The following is a 15,798-nucleotide window of genomic DNA, read 5'->3' as shown; positions in this document are numbered from 1 at the left end:
CTTCGCACTTTTCCGGATCATGCTTTAGGCTGTGAACGCCCGCACCAGCAGCAGGCCGCCGAACAGCGCGAGAATCGAGAGCGCGACGGAGGCCGCGATGTAGGTGCCGGCCGACCATAGCTCGCCGCGCTGCATCAGCACGATCGCATCGAGCGAAAAGGTCGAGAAGGTGGTGAAGCCGCCGCAAATGCCGACGGTGAGAAACACCCGCATCGCCTGGCTGGCATTCCAGCTCAGCGCGAACGCTTCCGCGAAGACGCCGATCAGGAACGAACCCACGATATTGATCGCCAGCGTGCCCCAGGGAAATTCCGTGCCGACCAGGCGCCCCGCGCCGATCGCCACCAGATAGCGCGCGACCGATCCCAGCGAACCGCCGATCGCGATCGCCGCCAACAACTGAACGTTCAATGCTCCACCTTTCCGGCTCGCCATTCGATGAAGCCCGCCACCAACCCAAGCACGAAGGTCGCAGCGACCAGCTCGCCCGGCGCGCCGACCAGCAGGGCGACAACACCGACGAGCCAGATCGACCCGACCAGCGACAATGCGATTGAGAGTGAACCAGGAAGACCCGTCATGCGCTGTCCCTTCTCATTCGCGGGACACGGCGGGTCGGCGGTGGCGCATGCTCCTACCGACGCTGTCGCGCCCGGTAGGAGTCATCAGCCTCGCGGCGGTTATCGGGGGACTCCATCCCCATCAACGTGGGAATGGTAGGCGAGCGGAGCGGCAGGAGCAAGTGGGCCCGTTCCGCCGTTTCGCTTCTCGGCTCAGCCGGTCGTCGACAGCATCGCGTTCAGCTCAACGGCTGTTCGCAGTTGCTCGATGCGCGCGACAATCTGCTCGCGTTCGGCACCGCGCGGCAATCGGGCGAGCAGGCTTTCAAGTCGCACGCGATGTTCCTCGAGGCGCTGCTCGAATGTGTGGGGTTCAGATCGCTTCCGCTTTTGAATCGTCCTCTGCATTATCGACCTTTGGCGGTTGAAGACCGGGGCTGTTGGCCCAGCGGTCCAGTTGCTCGATGACTTTCGCGTGGCTCGGGCGCCGCGGTTTCGGGGCTTCCGGCTCCTCGGACAGCTTGCGGGGAAGCTTGACGTGGTTGGCCATGGCATCTCTCCAGCGACATAACGAGGCGGGCGGCCGGATCGTTCCTTTATTTTTTATCTAAGTTTTTGATTTCATTTGATAATTCAACTAAGTTGACGTTTTTGTCTCAACCGATGGAACCCCATGCGAGTTTGGTGGTTTAGCAAATTACTCAACAAGCTAAGTCTTGGTGTTTTGCGATGAATGAGCTTCGCGCTGAGCGTCTTCAGGTCATGCTGTCGCCGGAGGAGTTGGCAGCCCTCGACGATTTCCGCTTCAAGCACCGCATGCCGACCCGCGCCGCGGCGGTCCGCGAGCTGCTCAAGCTCGGTCTGGCCGGCATTGGCGTCGATGGGGGAGCAGGAGTGAAATCGAGCGATTATGGTGTGTTCGATCGCGGGCCCGAGGGGCACACCCAGAGCGACGCGCCGCAAGAGGATTGACGGCGCGTTGGCGCTGACGTGGCGGTTCAGCCCGCGGCGAACAGGTCGACAATCGCCTTCAGACTGCACACCACGAGGGCCGACGTGAACATCGCCGTGCCGAGATCCGCGAGATAAAGCAGTTGCGCCCTCTGCTCCGCATCAAGCCGCGCGATCGCCTTGCGCATGGCCAAGCTCCCTTTTCGGGAGAACGCGATGCGCCGATGTCCGTTCCCTTCTTTGCGTCAGGCCCGCTGCAGCGCCAGCGTCACGCCGCCGAGCGTCAGCGCCATGGCGCCGATCTCGCGCAGGCCCAGCGGCTCACCGAGAATGATCGCGGCCGACACCACGCCGATGACCGGCACCAGCAGCATGCCCGTTGACGCCGATGTCGGCGGCAGGCGGCGCAGCGTCTCGAACCAGGTGAGATAGCAGATCCCCATCGGCATCAGCGTCATGTAGGCAAAGCAGCCGAGGCCGAGCGGCGTGATCGCGGCATAGTTCGGATGCTCGAAGAGGATGCCGAGCAGGAGCATCACGAGGCAGCCGATGCCGACCTGCCAGGCCACCACCGCGAGCGGCGGCATCGGCAGCGGCTTGCGATTCAGCACGTTGCCGAGCGCGAACAGGATGGCGCAGGCGAGCGCCAGCGCGATACCGGTGAGCTTGTCGGCGCTGAACGCAAAGCCATTGCCGCCGAGCAGGAGTGCAACGCCGGCAACGCCGAGCACCAGCGCCGCAAGATCCCGCAGCGTCGGGCGGCTGTGCAGCACCGGCCAGGCGAACAGCATCGCCCAGATCGGCATCGTGTAGGCCAGTAGCGCGCCCTCGCCGACCGTGACGAATTTCATCGCGATGGTGCCAAAGCCCATCCAGGCAAAGACATTGGTGAAGGAGGCAAACAGCAGCCGCGGAATCGCCTCGCGCGGCACGGCGAGCGACTGTCCGCGGGCCAGCGCCAGCGTGCCCAGGATCGCCGCCGCGCAGGTGCCGGCAAGCCCACGGGCGAACAGCGGCGGCCATTGCTGCAGCAACAGCTTCATCAGCGGCCAGTTCAGGGCCCAGCCGAACGCCGTCACCACCAAGCAGAGAAAGCCCACCGTTCTATCGCGCTGCGTCGTATCCATGGGCGGCGCTTAGCAGGCGAACGCAGGCGATTCCATATCGCATCGCGCATGCGCACCACCCTGTCAGGCAAAGGTGCCGATCGTGACCCGCGGCCAGCCCTCGCTTTTCCGCGCGGCGGCAAGCCTGATCGTCCAGGCATCGATCAGGCTGGCGATGAGCAGGCGGCCGGTGCCGCGCATGTCGGGCAGTCTCATGGTCGGGGTGCCGAGCGTGAGCGCGACCACGCCGTGGGTTGCCGCCAGCAGTGCGGTTGCGAGCCGCTGCGGCAGGCCCGGCGCCGGCTCGGCGCCATGTGCCGCCAGAAATTCCCGCACCGAGATCACGAACAATTCGTAGCTGCGGCGCGCGATCTCGGTCTCGCCGAAATAGACGCCGTCGGGAAAACGGCGGTCCTCGATCGTGCCGGACATCGAGAACAGCGAGCGGAAGTGATCGGGATTGTCGGCCCAGTAATCGAGATAGGTTTCCATCACGCGCCGCAGCCGCAGATCGCTGTCGGCCGTCTCCGCGCGGACCCGCTCGAGGCGTTCGGCGACCGCCTCGAGATTCTGCTGCTTCACCGCGAGCAGCAGCAACAGCTTGGTCGGGTAATATTTGAGGACGGTGCCCTTCGAGTAGCCGATCGCGTCGGCGATCTTCTGGATCGAAACGGTCTCCAACGTGCCGGCGGCGAACTCCTTGCGCGCGGTCTCGAGGATCAGCGCCTTCAGCGCCTCCTTGTCGGCCTCCTGGCGCGCCCTGCGCTGAAAGCGCCGTGCGCCTTTGGCTCGCTCCACGATCGACATCCCCATCTGCCTCGCGCCTCCATGCCGCGCACCCGCCCCGATGGCAACCCCGCCCTTGCAGCATGCGAGTTAATTGACTATGGTCAATTAACCAATGACAAGACGGGAGGATCCGATGAGCACCCATGCGAGCCCCCTTGCGAGCCCCCTTGCCGGCGACATGGTCCGCAGCGATTTCGATCCGTTCAGCGCGGCGACGCGGGCCGACCCCTACGGCACCTATGCGGAGCTGCGTGCCGCAGCGCCGGTCATCCGCCTGACCAGATATGACATCTGGGCGGTGCCGCGCTTTGCCGAGGTCAAGACGATCTTCGGAGACCATGTCAATTTCAGCAACGCCGGCGGCGCCGGACTTGCAAACCACTTCAAGGAAAAGCCGTGGCGGCCGCCGAGCATCGTGCTGGAAGCCGATCCGCCGCTGCACACGCGAACCCGCGCGGTGCTGGCGCGGATCCTCTCGCCCGGCGCGATGCGGCGGCTCGCTGATGATTTCAAGTCAACGGCGACGCGGCTGATCGACGGGCTGGTCGAGCGCGGATCGTTTGACGCCATCAAGGACATCGCGGAGGTGTTTCCGGTCAGCGTGTTTCCCGACGCGCTCGGCATCGACCAGGAGGGCCGCGAGAACTTCCTGACCTATGGCGCGATGGTGTTCGCCGGCTTCGGGCCCGAGAACGACTATTTTCGCGATTTGATGCAGCAGGCGCCCCGCGTGCTTCCCTGGGTCGCGGCGCGCTGCCAGCGCGAGGCGCTGCGCCCGGGCAGTTTTGGCGCGCAGGTCTATGAGGCGGCCGACGCCGGAGAGATCAGCGCGGAGGAAGCTCCGCTGCTGGTGCGTTCGCTGTTCTCGGCCGGGCTTGACACCACGATCAGCGCGATCGGCATGGCGCTGTACACGCTTGCGCGCCATCCCGAGCAATGGTCGCTGCTTGCGGAAGATCCGTCGTTGTCGCGCGCGGCATTCGACGAAACCCTGCGCTTCGATTCACCGGCGCCATTCGTGTTCCGCACCACGCCGCATGACACCGAGATTGCAGGCGTCAAGATCGGCAAGCACGAGAAGGTGCTGCTGCTACTTGCCTCCGCCAACCGCGACGAGACGCGCTGGGAGCATGCCGACCGGTTCGACGTCAGACGGCGGCTCTCCGGTCACATGGGCTTCGGCGTCGGCATCCACGGCTGTGTCGGGCAGATGGTGGCACGGCTGGAAGCCGAGGCCGTGATCACAGCGCTCGCCAGCCGCGTGAAGCAGCTCGAGATTGCAGGCCCCACAGCCTTCCGCGACAGTTCGGGCCTGCGAGCGCTCAGCACGATGCCGGTCTGCGTGACGCCGAAATAGCGTCGCCATCGAAGGCTTGCTCAAAAAAAGCCGGCGTACCTTTCGGTACGCCGGTCTGGATTTTGCCGCTTGCGTAAATTCAGCTCATGCCGAGGCGGCGCGCGGCGAGCGGTTGCGCGAGTTGCGCTGGAAGAACAGCGCCTGGCTCGCCACCGCCGACACCATCGCCGGCTGGAACGGCTTCGAGATCAGGAATGCCGGCTCCGGCCGCTCGCCGGTCAGGAAGCGCTCGGGATAGGCGGTGATGAACACCACCGGCACCTCGAAGGTCCGCAGCAACTCGTTCACGGCATCGAGGCCCGACGAGCCGTCGGCGAGCTGGATATCGGCGAGGATCAGGCCGGGCTTCTTGTTCTTGGCGAGCGCCACCGCGTCGGAATGCGTGCGGGCAACGCCGATGACGTTGTGACCGAGATTCTTCACCAGGCTCTCGAGGTCCATGGCGATGAAGGTCTCGTCCTCAATGATCAGGACGTCGGTGGCGATCTCGGCGGCCATCTCGCGGCCGGCGGCATCGGTGAGCTTGCGCGTCTCGGCGATATCGGTGCCGAGAATGTAGCCGACCTCCTCCTCCGAGAAGCCCTCGAGCGACAGCAGCAGGAAGGCCTGGCGCGGCAGCGGCGTGATGTTCGACAGCCGACGCTCCGGCGGGAGCGACAGCGTCGCCACGTCGGCATTGTCGTTGTTGTTCACCGACACCGAATTCCAGATCTGGGTGAACAGCCGAAACAGGCCGGCGCGCGGCCCGTGGGTCTGATCCAGCAACGATCCATCCTGCAACAGGGCCTCGAGCATGGCCCCGACATAGGCGTCCCCCGACGCCTGATTTCCGGTCAGTGCGCGAGCGTAACGGCGCAACAGCGGAAGGTGTTCGGCAACGATCTGCGATCGGGACATTCCCACTCCATCCTTGTTCGTGAGGCCTGGCGGCCTGAAACCCGTTGTCTGGGGGCGACAGAATCCAGTTCTGGGACGACCCCGGTTCCCCTGCATCGCCGACTACGCGCGAAAGCCGAAAAAGTTCCACGAAATAGTTCCAGCATTCCGGAACTTTCTGCGCAACTTTGCATTAGCTCCTGACCGACGAGGCAACGCGGCCAGCCTCTTTTTTCGAGGAAACGACTTGGAAATCAGAGACTTAACTCCCGGGGAAGCGTGGATCACATCATGAAGGAAGTAAAGAAGCAGGGCGGTCTCAACGCCGAGATTCAATCGAGAATCGGCCACCAGCTTCGCGCCATGTACGATGACGTGGTGCGACAGGGCGTACCCGACCGCTTTGCGGAGCTGATCCGCAAACTCGACGGGCCGGAGGCTGCGGCGGCGGCCGTCGCCGGGGGCGATACCGACAAGAACAATGGAGGGGACTAATGCCTCTCACGAATGAACTTCGCGACGATATCCTTGCGTCGGTCCCGAGCCTGCGCGCGTTCGCGATCTCGCTGTCCGGTAATGGTGACCGCGCCGACGATCTGGTGCAGGAGACCCTGCTGCGCGCGATCGCCAACATCGACTCGTTCCAGCCCGGCTCGAACCTCCCCGCGTGGCTGTTCACCATCCTGCGCAACCTGTTTCGCTCCGACTACCGGAAGCGGCGGCGCGAGGTCGAGGATGCCGAGGGCAATTATGCCAAGACGCTGAAGAGCCAGCCTTCGCAGGCGGCGCATCTGGAGTTCGAGGAATTCCGCGCCGCGCTCGAAAAGCTGCCGCAGGACCAGCGCGAGGCGCTGATTTTGGTCGGCGCGTCCGGCTTCTCCTACGAGGATGCCGCGGCAATCTGCGGCTGCGCGGTCGGCACCATCAAGAGCCGCGTCAACCGCGCGCGATCGAAGCTCTCCGCGCTGCTTTATGTCGACAGCGCCGAGGATTTCGGCCCCGACAACACCGTGCGCGCCGTGATCGGCGGCAATGGCGGCTAAGCGCGACCGCGGCGATAAATAGGAAAAGGCGGCCCGCGGGCCGCCTTTTTCATGTTGGCCTGCAAGGTCCGGCGACGCTCAGCGCGCCGTCAGCTGGCCATCGCCTTGACGGACGCCGGCTTGAAGCCGTTTCTCAGTTCGAGGATCTTGGCTGCGATTTCGGTCACCGGGACCGGATGACTGAACAGGAAGCCCTGCGCCTCGTTGCAGCCTTCGGCCCGCATATGATCCAGCTGCTCGACGGTCTCGATGCCCTCCGCGATCGTGGTCATGCCGAGGCTTCTGCCGAGGCTGATGACGGCGCGGACGATCGATTTCGATCCATGCGTCGCGGTCGCGTCGCGCACGAAGGATTTGTCGATCTTGAGCTTGTCGAAGGGGAAGCTGCGCAGATAGCTCAGCGAGGAATAGCCGGTGCCGAAATCATCCAGCGCGATGCGCACTCCCTGCGCCTTCAGCTTGTGCAGCGTTGCAAGCGTCTCGTTGCTGTTCGCGAGGAACACGGACTCGGTGATTTCGAGCTCCAGCCGGCGCGGCGACAATTTTGACGTCGCGAGCGCGCCGATGACGACGTCGATGAAGTCGGCATCGCGAAACTGGACCGCGGAGACGTTGACCGCGAGCTTCATCTCGCTGGGCCAGGTCGTCGCCTGTTCGCAGGCGCGATTGAGCACCCATTCTCCCAGCGGGCCGATCAGACCGATCTCTTCCGCGATCGGGATGAACTGGTCCGGCGGCACCAGCCCGCGCTTGGGGTGATGCCAGCGCAGCAACGCCTCGAAGCCGCAGATGCGGTCGAGATGGAGATCGTAGAGCGGCTGGTAGAACAACGAGAACTCGTCCTTGACCATCGCCTCGCGAAGGTCGAGCTCGATGGCCCGACGCCGCTGCAGGCTGGCGTCCATCGCAGGCTCGAAGAAGCGCCAGGTGCCGCGGCCTTCCATCTTGGCGCGGTACAAGGCGACGTCGGCGTTCTTCAGCAGCTTCTCGCCGGTGGTGCCGTCGCCCGGCGACATCGAGATGCCGACGCTGCATCCGACGATGACGCGATGCCCGTTCAGCTCGTACGGCGCGCCCACGCATTCCACGATGCGGCGCGCGAGGCGTTCGGCCTCGTCTCCGCCCTGGACGCCACACTGGATGACCGCGAACTCGTCGCCGCCCAAACGCGCGACGGTGTCGACCTCACGGACGCAGGCGTTGAGCCGGTCCGCGACTGCGCACAGCAGTTCGTCGCCGACCGGATGCCCGAGCGTGTCATTGACCTGCTTGAAATTATCGAGATCGAGGCAGAACACCGCGAAGCCGAGTCCGCGGCCGACCTGCGCAACCGCCAGCTCGATCCGCTCGGCCAGCAACGTCCGGTTCGGCAGCTTGGTCAGGGCATCGTGCCGGGCCATGAACGCGATCTGCGATTCCGCCCGTTGCTGTTCGGTGACGTCCTCGCAGGTGACGAGCCAGCCGTCATCGGATGTCGGCCGTTGCGCGATCGCAATGATCCGTCCATCGCTGAGATGCTGCAGATAGTTGCCGTCGTGCTGAGCCATCGACCGCTCGCGCTCCGCCAGCAGGTCGGTGACGGTCCGCTCCCCGTGATTGCCCGCGGCGATGCTCAGGTCGAGCACCTCCTCCATGGTCATTCCGGGAACGACAAGCTCCGGCGATATATCGAAGATCTCACAGAACCGGCGGTTGGCGACCTGCAGCCGCGCCTCGCTGTTGTAGAGGCACAGCCCTTGCGACATGTGCGTGAGCGCCGCGTCGAGCCGCAAATTGGTTTCATGCAGCTCGGCCTTCTGCTGCTTCAGCGCGGAGATGTCGCTGTAGACGAGGACGACGCCGCCCTCCTGCGTCTCGCTGCGGCTGACGCGCAGCCAGCGTCCATCCGCAAGCTGCGCCTCGCTCGCAAAGCCATCGATGTCACCATCGGCGGGGGCCAGCCTGGCGGCATCGAGCCGGTCCGACTGCAGAAGCTGCGGCGAGAGACGGATGAATTCACTCGCGCGCGAGTTGGCCAGCGCGACCTGGCCATCCGCGTCGAGCAGCACGACGCCCTCACGCGACGTTTCGAGCGCATCGGAAAGCCGTGCCTGCGCGGAGCGGCGTTGCGATACTTCTTGATTGACCATTCGCCGAATGTTGTCGCGCATCGTTTCCATGGCGGTCAGAAGCGTGCCGAGCTCGTCGGTCCCGCCCTTGGGGATGGTCGCGTCGAGGTCGCCGCCGGCGATGCTTCGCGCGGCCCGCGATGCGATCGCGACCGGTCCGATAATGCGGCGCGCCAGCAGCCACGAAAACAGCGCCGACAGAAACAGCGCGACGGTCAGCCCGGCCACGTTGAGCTGCAGGTCCCGCTTGATGGTCGAGAGCGCCTTTTGCCGGAACAGGAAGCCATCGCCGGCCGTATAATTGACCAGCAGCTCGACCTGCTGGCTGACGATCTTGGAGTAGCGATCGACATCGCCGACCGTCGCACCCGGTGCGCGCGGATCGGCCGCCGTGCTGCCCTCCGTGGACGATCCGATCGCGCGCCGGTGCAGCGCCATCCAGGCGTCGGCGGCTTCCTGAACCTTGGCGGCGGCTTGCGCGGCGCGCGAGGATTGCGACCGATCGGCAGCAATCGCCAGGTCTTCCGAGAGCGTCTTTGCGAGCTTTTCAATCTGGCCATCGAGATTGGCCCGGATCTCCGGATCCGTGGTCAGCAGGCGTTGCGACGAGGCGACCCGCATCGTGGCGAAATCCGCACCGGCCGCGCGCGCATAGTTGATCGACATCAGGGATTCGTCGAAGGTCTTGGCCACCAGATCGCCGGCATGGCGGATGCCGAGGATGGAGTACCCGCCGAGGGCGACCGCAACGGCGCTCATCGCAAGGCAAAAAATCAGAATCTGGCTGCGGATCGACCCCTTGGTCAGGGCAAGACGCGAAAGGCGGCCGGTTGCGAACCGAAAGGCCGCACCGCTCTTTACCTTGAGGTTGCCAAATAGGCTGTCCATGCCCGCGTTTCGCCGTAGTGCTCGATACTCAAGCTACGCAGAAAGGCGCAGCACTGCGGAAAATAACTGTCTGCTCAAAATTGCTTTAGTAGTGACTGGAACTCATGCTGAAATCGTTAAGATCAGCTGGCGATAATCACCCTTACAGGTGGTCCGGGAGCCACATTTGCAGCCCGGGATAGCCGATATTTGGTGTTCGAGGTTCAGCGGGGGTCTCATGCAGTCAGGCTTGTTGCGCGCCTTGCGCCTGGGCCAGTTCGGCCGCGTGCCGTTTGCGGCGGCGATCGTCACTGGAGCGCTTATTGGAGCAGCTTTGGGCGCAGCCCCTTATGTCATTTCGCAGAAGGATCGTGAATTCAAACCCGCGCAGATCTCGATCAAGCGGGGTGAGGTTTTACGGTTCGTTAACGATGACGGCGAACTGCTGCATCACGCTTATTTGAGCACCGATACGTTCAGCTTCGACTCGGGCGACCAGCAGCCGGGCAGCAAGTTCGACGTCACCTTCTCGGTGCCCGGCGACTACACCGTGCTGTGCGGCATTCATCCGAAGATGAAGCTCGCCGTCCACGTCGCCAAATAGCGCCACAGGGGCGGCGATCTACAGGACCGACGTCTTGAAGATCGCGGCGTGGCCGAAATAATAGACGAACAAGGTCACCGACAGCGCGGCACAGAGTGCGACCGGGGCGAGCCACGGCGCACGACGGTCGCGCGACAACACCTTGTTGTCGGCGACAATCGCAAGCAGGACAGCGATGATCGCCGAGTGTCCGATGGTGTCGATCTTGCCGAATTCGAAGCACGCGCTGATGAACATCCCCGTCAGCACGGTGGCGGCGCAGCGCCGGATCAGCGGCGTCCAGATCAAGGCAAAGGCAAGCGTGAATTCCACCATGCCGGCGGCGCGCATGTAGAACTCGTTGTCGAAGCCCAGCGTCATCGAGGAATGCTCGATCAGCAGCGGGAAGCTCCACTCCGGATAGGCCCATTTTTCGACCGAGGCCCACATCAACGTCACCGCGGCGGCGTAGCGCATCACGTCGATCGGCCGGACTCCGAACAAATCCTTGTTCAGCCCAACCAGTGCAAAATAGGCGGCAACACCGAGAAAGATCGGGTAATCGGCGAGGTGAAAGAGACCGTAGTCGCGCACACCGATCCCGAACAGGACCAGCATCCCCGCCGCCGACAGCGGCAGCGTGCGTCGTGACAGCATCCCGGCAGCGATCGCAAGCTGCAGCGCGCCGACGTACGGCGACGTCGTCTTCAACTCGGGCGTCAGCAGGATGCCGCCCACGGCCCAGATCGAGATGAAGAAGAAGGCGCACACGGCGCGCATCATCAATTCGGTGCGCAGCCGCAGTCCCTCGGTGACGCGGTCCATTACCCGGATCGTGGCGTCACCCAGCGAGGTGGGCTCGATCAGGCAACCCGCAAACAGCCAGAAGATGGCGACGCCGAGCAGCAGCTCGAAATCCAGGCAAAGGACATTCTCGAGTCCGCGGGGCTGACCGGCGACATCGTAGGCACAAAACCACTTGACATGTGCCTCGGCACTGCGCGCGGCTACGACACAAAAAAGAACCGCTGCAAGGCACGTGGCGAAAAAGGAGCGCACCGCCGAGACGGTATCTCGCGCCCATCCACTAAACATTGAACCAACCGCCCACACACTTAGGACTTGTTTAACTTATATCAAATTTTAAGCTTTGCGCCTGCCGGGACACCCCGGGGTTGCATTGTGGTTAATCGTGGCGGGCGAGCCCCCGGCCTGTCCCTTAGTGCAATCTTTACAGCCGGTTCCCTCAAATTTTAGCTAATTCCGGCACGGGAGCTCAATTCAACTGTCGTAGTGAAATCCGGACAAATCGGATCGGGAGGCCGGTACAGTGTTCGGAGCGTTGAGCGTCGTAAGTATCGGGGTGGGGTCGGCCCTCGCCTATGTGACAAGATCGTCCGCTGCGCGCGCAGCGACCCTCGAGACCTGCGCGGGCGCATTCGTGATCGTGGGGCTCGGCCTCCTGGGCGCGGCGCTGCCGCACCTGTCCTGAACGAACCTCGTTCTGAACCGCGTTGAGCCGAGGTCAGCGCGGCAGTTTGGGGACGCCTGCCACCGGCGGGGCCGTTGCGGTCAGGGTTTGCAGGAAGGCGATGAGGTCGTTCTTCTCGTCTGCCGTCAGGGACAGCGGCTTGATGTCGGGCGATCGGCTCGGCCGATCGATCCCACCCTTGTTGTAAAGCTCGATGACATCTTCCAGCGTCGCCACCGATCCGTCGTGCATATAGGGCGCGCGGCGCGCGACGTCGCGCAATGTCGGCGTCTTGAACGCATATTTCAGCTTCGCCGAGGTCGGGAAGAAACGGCCGCGCCCGATGTCATGGCCCTTGGCGGTGCCGATATCCTGGAAGGATCCGTCGGAAAACGACGGGCCGCTGTGGCAAGCCGAGCAACGCGCCTTGCCGTTGAAAAGCTCAAAGCCGTGCTGGGCTGATTTGCTGATGGCGGTGTCGTCGCCCTTGATCCAACGGTCGAACGGAGCCTCGCCTGCAACGATGGAGCGCTCGAAGGTCGCCAACGACGCCTCGATCCTCGGCCGCGTGATCGCGCCGTCTCCGAATGCGTGGGCGAAGGCATCGACATATCCGGGGATCGCCGAAAGTCGCGCGATCAATTCCGGCTCGGTCATGTTCAGGTTGGCCGGACTGAGGATCGGCCCGAACGCAACGGATTCCAGATCCTTGAACTTGCCGTCCCATCCCAGCGGCTCGAAGAAGGCCACATCGATCAACGTCGGCGAGCGGATCGGCAGGCCCTTGGGATCCTCACCGATGGCGCGCGGAAGGCCGTCGGCCCATGAAAGGGATGGCCTGTGGCAGCTCGCGCAGGAGTGCGTCTTTGACCTCGACAACAGCGGGTCGAAGAACAGCAGCTGTCCAAGCGCGGATTTCGCCTCCGAATAGGGATTGCTGCTCGGGAACGGAACGACGTCCGGCCGCCGATAGCTGGCACGGATTGTCGCAGGGTCGCCGGGTGCCGCCGCCGGAGTCAGGGCAAGCGACAGTCCTACCGGCAAAACTGCCGCGAGCAAGGTCAGGCTGACCCAAAGCCTCATCGGGGTCCTCAGACGGTATCCTGCTCGGTATATGCCCAAGCATGTTCAACGAAGTTTTAACAATCGGTTGCGGTCTATTACTGATACCGGGCATTGGTCACGATGACGACGGCGCATGCTTTCGCGCGTGATTTCGATCAATCCGCGCGGCGGTCCGATCACACAACCTGAGGCAGCCGCTACTTCTTCACCGGGCGCAGCGGCGCGGAGAACTGCTCGGTGCGGTCGCGCTCGGTCATGTCGACGACGGTGTCCATCGGCGCGGTCAGCTCATAGACATAGGAGACGTCGGTGAAGTAGCGCTTCGCGGTGCCGCCGAGCGCCTCGGGCGCGACGCGGTCGAGCAGGATCAGGCCGAAATCACTGTCGGCTCGCCGCGTCGCCTGGCTGGTGTTGAACTCTTCCCAGCGGAAATGAAAGACCGAGTCCGCATCCTCGCCGACGACCTCCCAATTGGCGACGATGTGCGGGTGCTTGCCGACCAGCGACAGCCCTTCGTCGGAATGCGAGGCGAGCTCGAAGAACAGCAGCGACAGCGATTGGGCGGCGCGGGCGCTGACCGTGATGTCGGGACCGTTCACCGCGATCCGGTCGGCATGCGGGATCGCGCGCGATTCGAACAGGCCCTTCAGCTTGACGCCCTGCCACTGGCTCTCGCTGAGCAGCGTGACGACGTTCGACATCGCGTGGATGCGCCCGATCAAGAGCTCGCGCGCGACATCGATATCGGCGCCGTGCCGCAGCGTGCGGGTCACGATCGACTGGATCACCGCGAGGATGTTCTTGACGCGATGGTTGAGCTCGTCGATCACGGCGGTCAACCGGCGCTCGAAGCCGATGCGGACCTCGATCTCGCGGCTGAGCCGCAGATTGTTGTAGGCGACATAGCCGAACAGGCCGCAGACGATGCCGGTCAGCGCGAGGCCAATCGCCGCGACGATGGTCGCGGTCTGCTGCGCACGCACCGTGGCGTTGCTCTTGGCGTAATAGTCGAGCGACCAGTCACGGCCGCCGAACGTCACCGTGCGCACCATCGACGGCAGCGGGCCGTCCTGGCGCACCGCGCGCGAGGTGACGATGCCCTGCTCGTTGGCGGTGAACTCGTCGTTGGAGTCGCGCGGATCCTTCAGCGCCACCGCGAACAGCGAGCTGTCGTCGTTGGTCAGCATCAGCGACGACAGCTCGTAGGAGAAGGTGATGAAGCCCGCCGGCTCGGACGCGCCCTCCTGGAACACCGGCGCGGCGAGCACGACCCCGACCGGGCCGTTCTGCCGCAACAGCGGCACCGGATCGGAGGCCACCGGCTTGGCGTTGGCCATCGCCCGCGCCAGCATCGGGCCCACCACCGAGTGGCGGTCGAAGGCGCGGCCCGGAATGCTCAAGGTCTCCGGATTGCGCGGCTCGACGTCCATCAGCACGTTGATCGGCTTGTCGAGCGCCTTGAGGTCGAGCGCCTGGTCGTCGAAATCCCGGATGGTCGGGTTGGTGAAGCCGTTGGCCTTCAGCTCGGCCTCCGCCGCGGCGAGCTCGTCCGGCTTGAGCCGCGCGATCCAGGCGGCGACGACGAAATCCGTCTTGAAGGCGTAGATCGCCGAGCGCAGCGGCTGCAGCATGTTGGCCTTCACCATCGACGGCGCCCGGAACAGCCCCGAGGCGACCCGCGCCAGCAGCTCGCGCTCGGTCAGGCGGTCCTGCACCAGGCTGGCATGGACGTCGATCGCCCGCGCCAGCGCGATGCCGTCGATCGCGAGCTCCTGATCGTGCACCCGATAGGCGGCAAGACCGGAGAGCAGAACTCCGATCAGCGCAATCAAGGCAACGATGAAGCCCAGTCGAACCACACGCTTACTCGGCAATCAGGGGGTGGCGAAAGGGGACGGAAGTCATCTGGCTTCTGCAAGGGCGGCGACAAATCAGGATGCGATGAAGGCCCGCCGCAAAGGAATATGGAATAGCGATCATCGGTCCGCAACAGGAGCCGGTCGGCAACATTAACAACGACGCCACCCGGCGGTCTTTGGCGGCGCCAAAGGTTGCTAATCGGCAAAGTTGGAAATTGTTCCGGCGATTGCGCAGCTTTTTTGCGGCGAGGTGCGCGCCCCTCTCATCGACCGTCACCCTGAGGAGCGCGGTACGCGCGTCTCGAAGGATGAACGGCCCGGCCGGTGGCCGTTCATCCTTCGAGGCTCGCGCTGCTCGCGCCTCAGGAAGACAGGATGGACGCTAGTGGCGTGCCACAATGATTAACGCCTAACCGGCCTAACCTGCCTTAACCTTGCCCTGCGACCGAAGGCCGCCCTTGGTCTCGATGAAGCTGATGATGCGATCGAGGCCGTCGCTCTTCTTCAGGTTGGTCATCACGAAGGGCCGCTCGCCGCGCATCCGCCTGGCGTCGGTGTCCATCTTCTCGAGCGACGCACCGACATGGGGTGCAAGATCGATCTTGTTGATCACCAGGAGGTCGGATCGCGTGATGCCGGGACCGCCCTTGGAGGGGATCTTGTCGCCGGCGGCAACGTCGATGACGTAGATCGTCAGATCGGCCAATTCCGGCGAGAAGGTCGCCGCCAGATTGTCGCCGCCGGATTCGATCAGCACCAGATCGAGGTCGGGGAATTTTGCCCGCATGTCGGCGACCGCGGCGAGATTCATCGAAGCGTCCTCGCGGATCGCAGTATGCGGACAGCCGCCGGTCTCAACACCGGCGATGCGGTCCGGCGTCAGCGAGCCGGAGCGCACCAGAAACTCGGCATCCCATTTGGTGTAGATGTCGTTGGTGATCGCGGCGATGTCGTAGCGCTCGCGCATCGACTTGCAGAGCAGGTCCATCAGCGCGGTCTTGCCGGAGCCGACCGGGCCGCCGACGCCGACGCGAAGTGGGCCGTGGGAAGTGGGCATGTGACACGCTCTCCGTTATCGTCGTCCCGGCGAAAGCCGGGACCCATTACCACCGAATTGAATTGTTGCGCGAAGCTGGGGCCGCAGGCTTGCATAGCCACGGAGA

At 64.1% G+C, this 15,798-nt stretch carries 18 protein-coding genes and 1 riboswitch; of the genes, 5 read left to right on the top strand and 13 right to left on the bottom strand.

Annotation, left to right across the window (positions count from 1 at the left end; genetic code table 11):
• Positions 1-24 precede the first annotated feature (24 nt).
• The 4 genes from crcB to AKL29_RS43520 all read right to left on the bottom strand — a co-directional run bounded on the left by crcB (position 25) and on the right by AKL29_RS43520 (position 1,110).
• Positions 25-411: a fluoride efflux transporter CrcB gene (gene crcB / locus AKL29_RS34285; protein ID WP_028334706.1), complete on the bottom strand. Its 387-nt coding sequence runs from the start codon at positions 409-411 to the stop codon at positions 25-27.
• Complete coding sequence (locus AKL29_RS43065) at positions 408-581, bottom strand: hypothetical protein (RefSeq protein ID WP_157347175.1); 174 nt, start codon at positions 579-581, stop codon at positions 408-410. The genes crcB and AKL29_RS43065 overlap by 4 nt, the downstream gene beginning before the upstream one ends.
• Positions 582-649: 68 nt before the next feature.
• Positions 650-710, bottom strand: a riboswitch (Fluoride riboswitch).
• 63 nt (positions 711-773) lie between these two features.
• A complete protein-coding gene (locus tag AKL29_RS43795; protein ID WP_152977875.1) occupies positions 774-968 on the bottom strand; it encodes a hypothetical protein in 195 nt (64 codons plus the stop codon).
• Positions 934-1,110 (bottom strand): hypothetical protein, encoded by a 177-nt coding sequence (locus tag AKL29_RS43520; RefSeq protein WP_167350454.1) that lies wholly within the window; start codon positions 1,108-1,110, stop codon positions 934-936. The genes AKL29_RS43795 and AKL29_RS43520 overlap by 35 nt, the downstream gene beginning before the upstream one ends.
• 179 nt (positions 1,111-1,289) lie before the next feature.
• Here AKL29_RS43520 and AKL29_RS34280 point away from each other — a divergent pair, with 179 nt between their 5' ends.
• The gene (locus AKL29_RS34280) at positions 1,290-1,532 is read left to right on the top strand and encodes a hypothetical protein (protein WP_028334705.1); all 243 of its coding nucleotides are present in this window, start codon (positions 1,290-1,292) and stop codon (positions 1,530-1,532) included.
• A gap of 26 nt (positions 1,533-1,558) precedes the next feature.
• Here the strand turns inward: AKL29_RS34280 and AKL29_RS43060 are convergent, their stop codons facing one another.
• The 3 genes from AKL29_RS43060 to AKL29_RS34270 form a co-directional block, all read right to left on the bottom strand.
• Positions 1,559-1,699, bottom strand: a complete 141-nt coding sequence (locus tag AKL29_RS43060; RefSeq protein ID WP_157347178.1) for a hypothetical protein — start codon at positions 1,697-1,699, stop codon at positions 1,559-1,561.
• Between the two features lie 57 nt (positions 1,700-1,756).
• Entirely contained in the window at positions 1,757-2,638 is an 882-nt protein-coding gene (locus AKL29_RS34275) for a DMT family transporter (protein WP_028334704.1), read from the bottom strand.
• A 63-nt stretch (positions 2,639-2,701) separates the two neighbouring features.
• Positions 2,702-3,424: a TetR/AcrR family transcriptional regulator gene (locus tag AKL29_RS34270; RefSeq protein WP_244482595.1), complete on the bottom strand. Its 723-nt coding sequence runs from the start codon at positions 3,422-3,424 to the stop codon at positions 2,702-2,704.
• A gap of 115 nt (positions 3,425-3,539) precedes the next feature.
• Here AKL29_RS34270 and AKL29_RS34265 point away from each other — a divergent pair, with 115 nt between their 5' ends.
• Positions 3,540-4,763, top strand: coding sequence for a cytochrome P450 (locus tag AKL29_RS34265; RefSeq protein ID WP_050387213.1), 1,224 nt, complete (start codon positions 3,540-3,542; stop codon positions 4,761-4,763).
• A gap of 84 nt (positions 4,764-4,847) precedes the next feature.
• On the opposite strand, the gene AKL29_RS34260 is transcribed toward AKL29_RS34265, so the two are convergent.
• A complete protein-coding gene (locus AKL29_RS34260) occupies positions 4,848-5,660 on the bottom strand; it encodes a response regulator (protein WP_028334701.1) in 813 nt (270 codons plus the stop codon).
• A gap of 270 nt (positions 5,661-5,930) precedes the next feature.
• Between AKL29_RS34260 and AKL29_RS34255 the strand changes: the two genes are divergently transcribed.
• Both AKL29_RS34255 and AKL29_RS34250 read left to right on the top strand, forming a co-directional pair.
• Positions 5,931-6,134: a NepR family anti-sigma factor gene (locus AKL29_RS34255; protein WP_018269610.1), complete on the top strand. Its 204-nt coding sequence runs from the start codon at positions 5,931-5,933 to the stop codon at positions 6,132-6,134.
• Positions 6,134-6,682 (top strand): sigma-70 family RNA polymerase sigma factor, encoded by a 549-nt coding sequence (locus AKL29_RS34250; protein WP_016847265.1) that lies wholly within the window; start codon positions 6,134-6,136, stop codon positions 6,680-6,682. Before AKL29_RS34255 ends, AKL29_RS34250 begins: the two co-directional genes overlap by 1 nt.
• A gap of 89 nt (positions 6,683-6,771) precedes the next feature.
• Here the strand turns inward: AKL29_RS34250 and AKL29_RS34245 are convergent, their stop codons facing one another.
• Positions 6,772-9,678 carry an EAL domain-containing protein gene (locus AKL29_RS34245; protein WP_050387212.1) on the bottom strand — a complete coding sequence of 969 codons (2,907 nt, stop codon included), beginning with the start codon at positions 9,676-9,678 and terminating at the stop codon, positions 6,772-6,774.
• Between the two features lie 217 nt (positions 9,679-9,895).
• Here AKL29_RS34245 and AKL29_RS34240 point away from each other — a divergent pair, with 217 nt between their 5' ends.
• The gene (locus tag AKL29_RS34240; RefSeq protein ID WP_028334698.1) at positions 9,896-10,261 is read left to right on the top strand and encodes a methylamine utilization protein; all 366 of its coding nucleotides are present in this window, start codon (positions 9,896-9,898) and stop codon (positions 10,259-10,261) included.
• Between the two features lie 18 nt (positions 10,262-10,279).
• Here AKL29_RS34240 and AKL29_RS34235 read toward each other — a convergent pair whose 3' ends face one another.
• From AKL29_RS34235 to ureG, 4 genes are all read right to left on the bottom strand, one after another.
• Positions 10,280-11,335 (bottom strand): hypothetical protein, encoded by a 1,056-nt coding sequence (locus AKL29_RS34235; protein ID WP_244482577.1) that lies wholly within the window; start codon positions 11,333-11,335, stop codon positions 10,280-10,282.
• Between the two features lie 430 nt (positions 11,336-11,765).
• Positions 11,766-12,794, bottom strand: coding sequence for a cytochrome-c peroxidase (locus tag AKL29_RS34230; RefSeq protein ID WP_050387211.1), 1,029 nt, complete (start codon positions 12,792-12,794; stop codon positions 11,766-11,768).
• Between the two features lie 179 nt (positions 12,795-12,973).
• The gene (locus AKL29_RS34225; protein ID WP_050387210.1) at positions 12,974-14,635 is read right to left on the bottom strand and encodes a CHASE domain-containing protein; all 1,662 of its coding nucleotides are present in this window, start codon (positions 14,633-14,635) and stop codon (positions 12,974-12,976) included.
• A 418-nt stretch (positions 14,636-15,053) separates the two neighbouring features.
• The gene (ureG, locus tag AKL29_RS34220; protein WP_028334695.1) at positions 15,054-15,692 is read right to left on the bottom strand and encodes an urease accessory protein UreG; all 639 of its coding nucleotides are present in this window, start codon (positions 15,690-15,692) and stop codon (positions 15,054-15,056) included.
• Positions 15,693-15,798 lie beyond the last annotated feature (106 nt).

Source organism: Bradyrhizobium pachyrhizi (assembly GCF_001189245.1).
GTDB lineage: Bacteria > Pseudomonadota > Alphaproteobacteria > Rhizobiales > Xanthobacteraceae > Bradyrhizobium > Bradyrhizobium pachyrhizi.
Note: the sequence above shows the minus strand (reverse complement) of the source record. Positions and strands in the feature narration are given on the sequence as shown.

Bases quoted from the DNA above. Each gene is read 5' to 3' on its own strand.
- AKL29_RS34260 (WP_028334701.1), bottom strand. From the start codon at position 5,660: ATGTCCCGATCGCAGATCGTTGCCGAACACCTTCCGCTGTTGCGCCGT.
- AKL29_RS34265 (WP_050387213.1), top strand. From the start codon at position 3,540: ATGAGCACCCATGCGAGCCCCCTTGCGAGCCCCCTTGCCGGCGACATG.
- AKL29_RS34230 (WP_050387211.1), bottom strand. From the start codon at position 12,794: ATGAGGCTTTGGGTCAGCCTGACCTTGCTCGCGGCAGTTTTGCCGGTA.
- AKL29_RS43795 (WP_152977875.1), bottom strand. From the start codon at position 968: ATGCAGAGGACGATTCAAAAGCGGAAGCGATCTGAACCCCACACATTC.
- AKL29_RS34275 (WP_028334704.1), bottom strand. From the start codon at position 2,638: ATGGATACGACGCAGCGCGATAGAACGGTGGGCTTTCTCTGCTTGGTG.
- AKL29_RS43065 (WP_157347175.1), bottom strand. From the start codon at position 581: ATGACGGGTCTTCCTGGTTCACTCTCAATCGCATTGTCGCTGGTCGGG.
- AKL29_RS34255 (WP_018269610.1), top strand. From the start codon at position 5,931: ATGAAGGAAGTAAAGAAGCAGGGCGGTCTCAACGCCGAGATTCAATCG.
- AKL29_RS34250 (WP_016847265.1), top strand. From the start codon at position 6,134: ATGCCTCTCACGAATGAACTTCGCGACGATATCCTTGCGTCGGTCCCG.
- AKL29_RS43060 (WP_157347178.1), bottom strand. From the start codon at position 1,699: ATGCGCAAGGCGATCGCGCGGCTTGATGCGGAGCAGAGGGCGCAACTG.
- AKL29_RS34240 (WP_028334698.1), top strand. From the start codon at position 9,896: ATGCAGTCAGGCTTGTTGCGCGCCTTGCGCCTGGGCCAGTTCGGCCGC.
- AKL29_RS34235 (WP_244482577.1), bottom strand. From the start codon at position 11,335: ATGTTTAGTGGATGGGCGCGAGATACCGTCTCGGCGGTGCGCTCCTTT.
- ureG (WP_028334695.1), bottom strand. From the start codon at position 15,692: ATGCCCACTTCCCACGGCCCACTTCGCGTCGGCGTCGGCGGCCCGGTC.
- AKL29_RS43520 (WP_167350454.1), bottom strand. From the start codon at position 1,110: ATGGCCAACCACGTCAAGCTTCCCCGCAAGCTGTCCGAGGAGCCGGAA.
- AKL29_RS34270 (WP_244482595.1), bottom strand. From the start codon at position 3,424: ATGTCGATCGTGGAGCGAGCCAAAGGCGCACGGCGCTTTCAGCGCAGG.
- AKL29_RS34245 (WP_050387212.1), bottom strand. From the start codon at position 9,678: ATGGACAGCCTATTTGGCAACCTCAAGGTAAAGAGCGGTGCGGCCTTT.
- AKL29_RS34280 (WP_028334705.1), top strand. From the start codon at position 1,290: ATGAATGAGCTTCGCGCTGAGCGTCTTCAGGTCATGCTGTCGCCGGAG.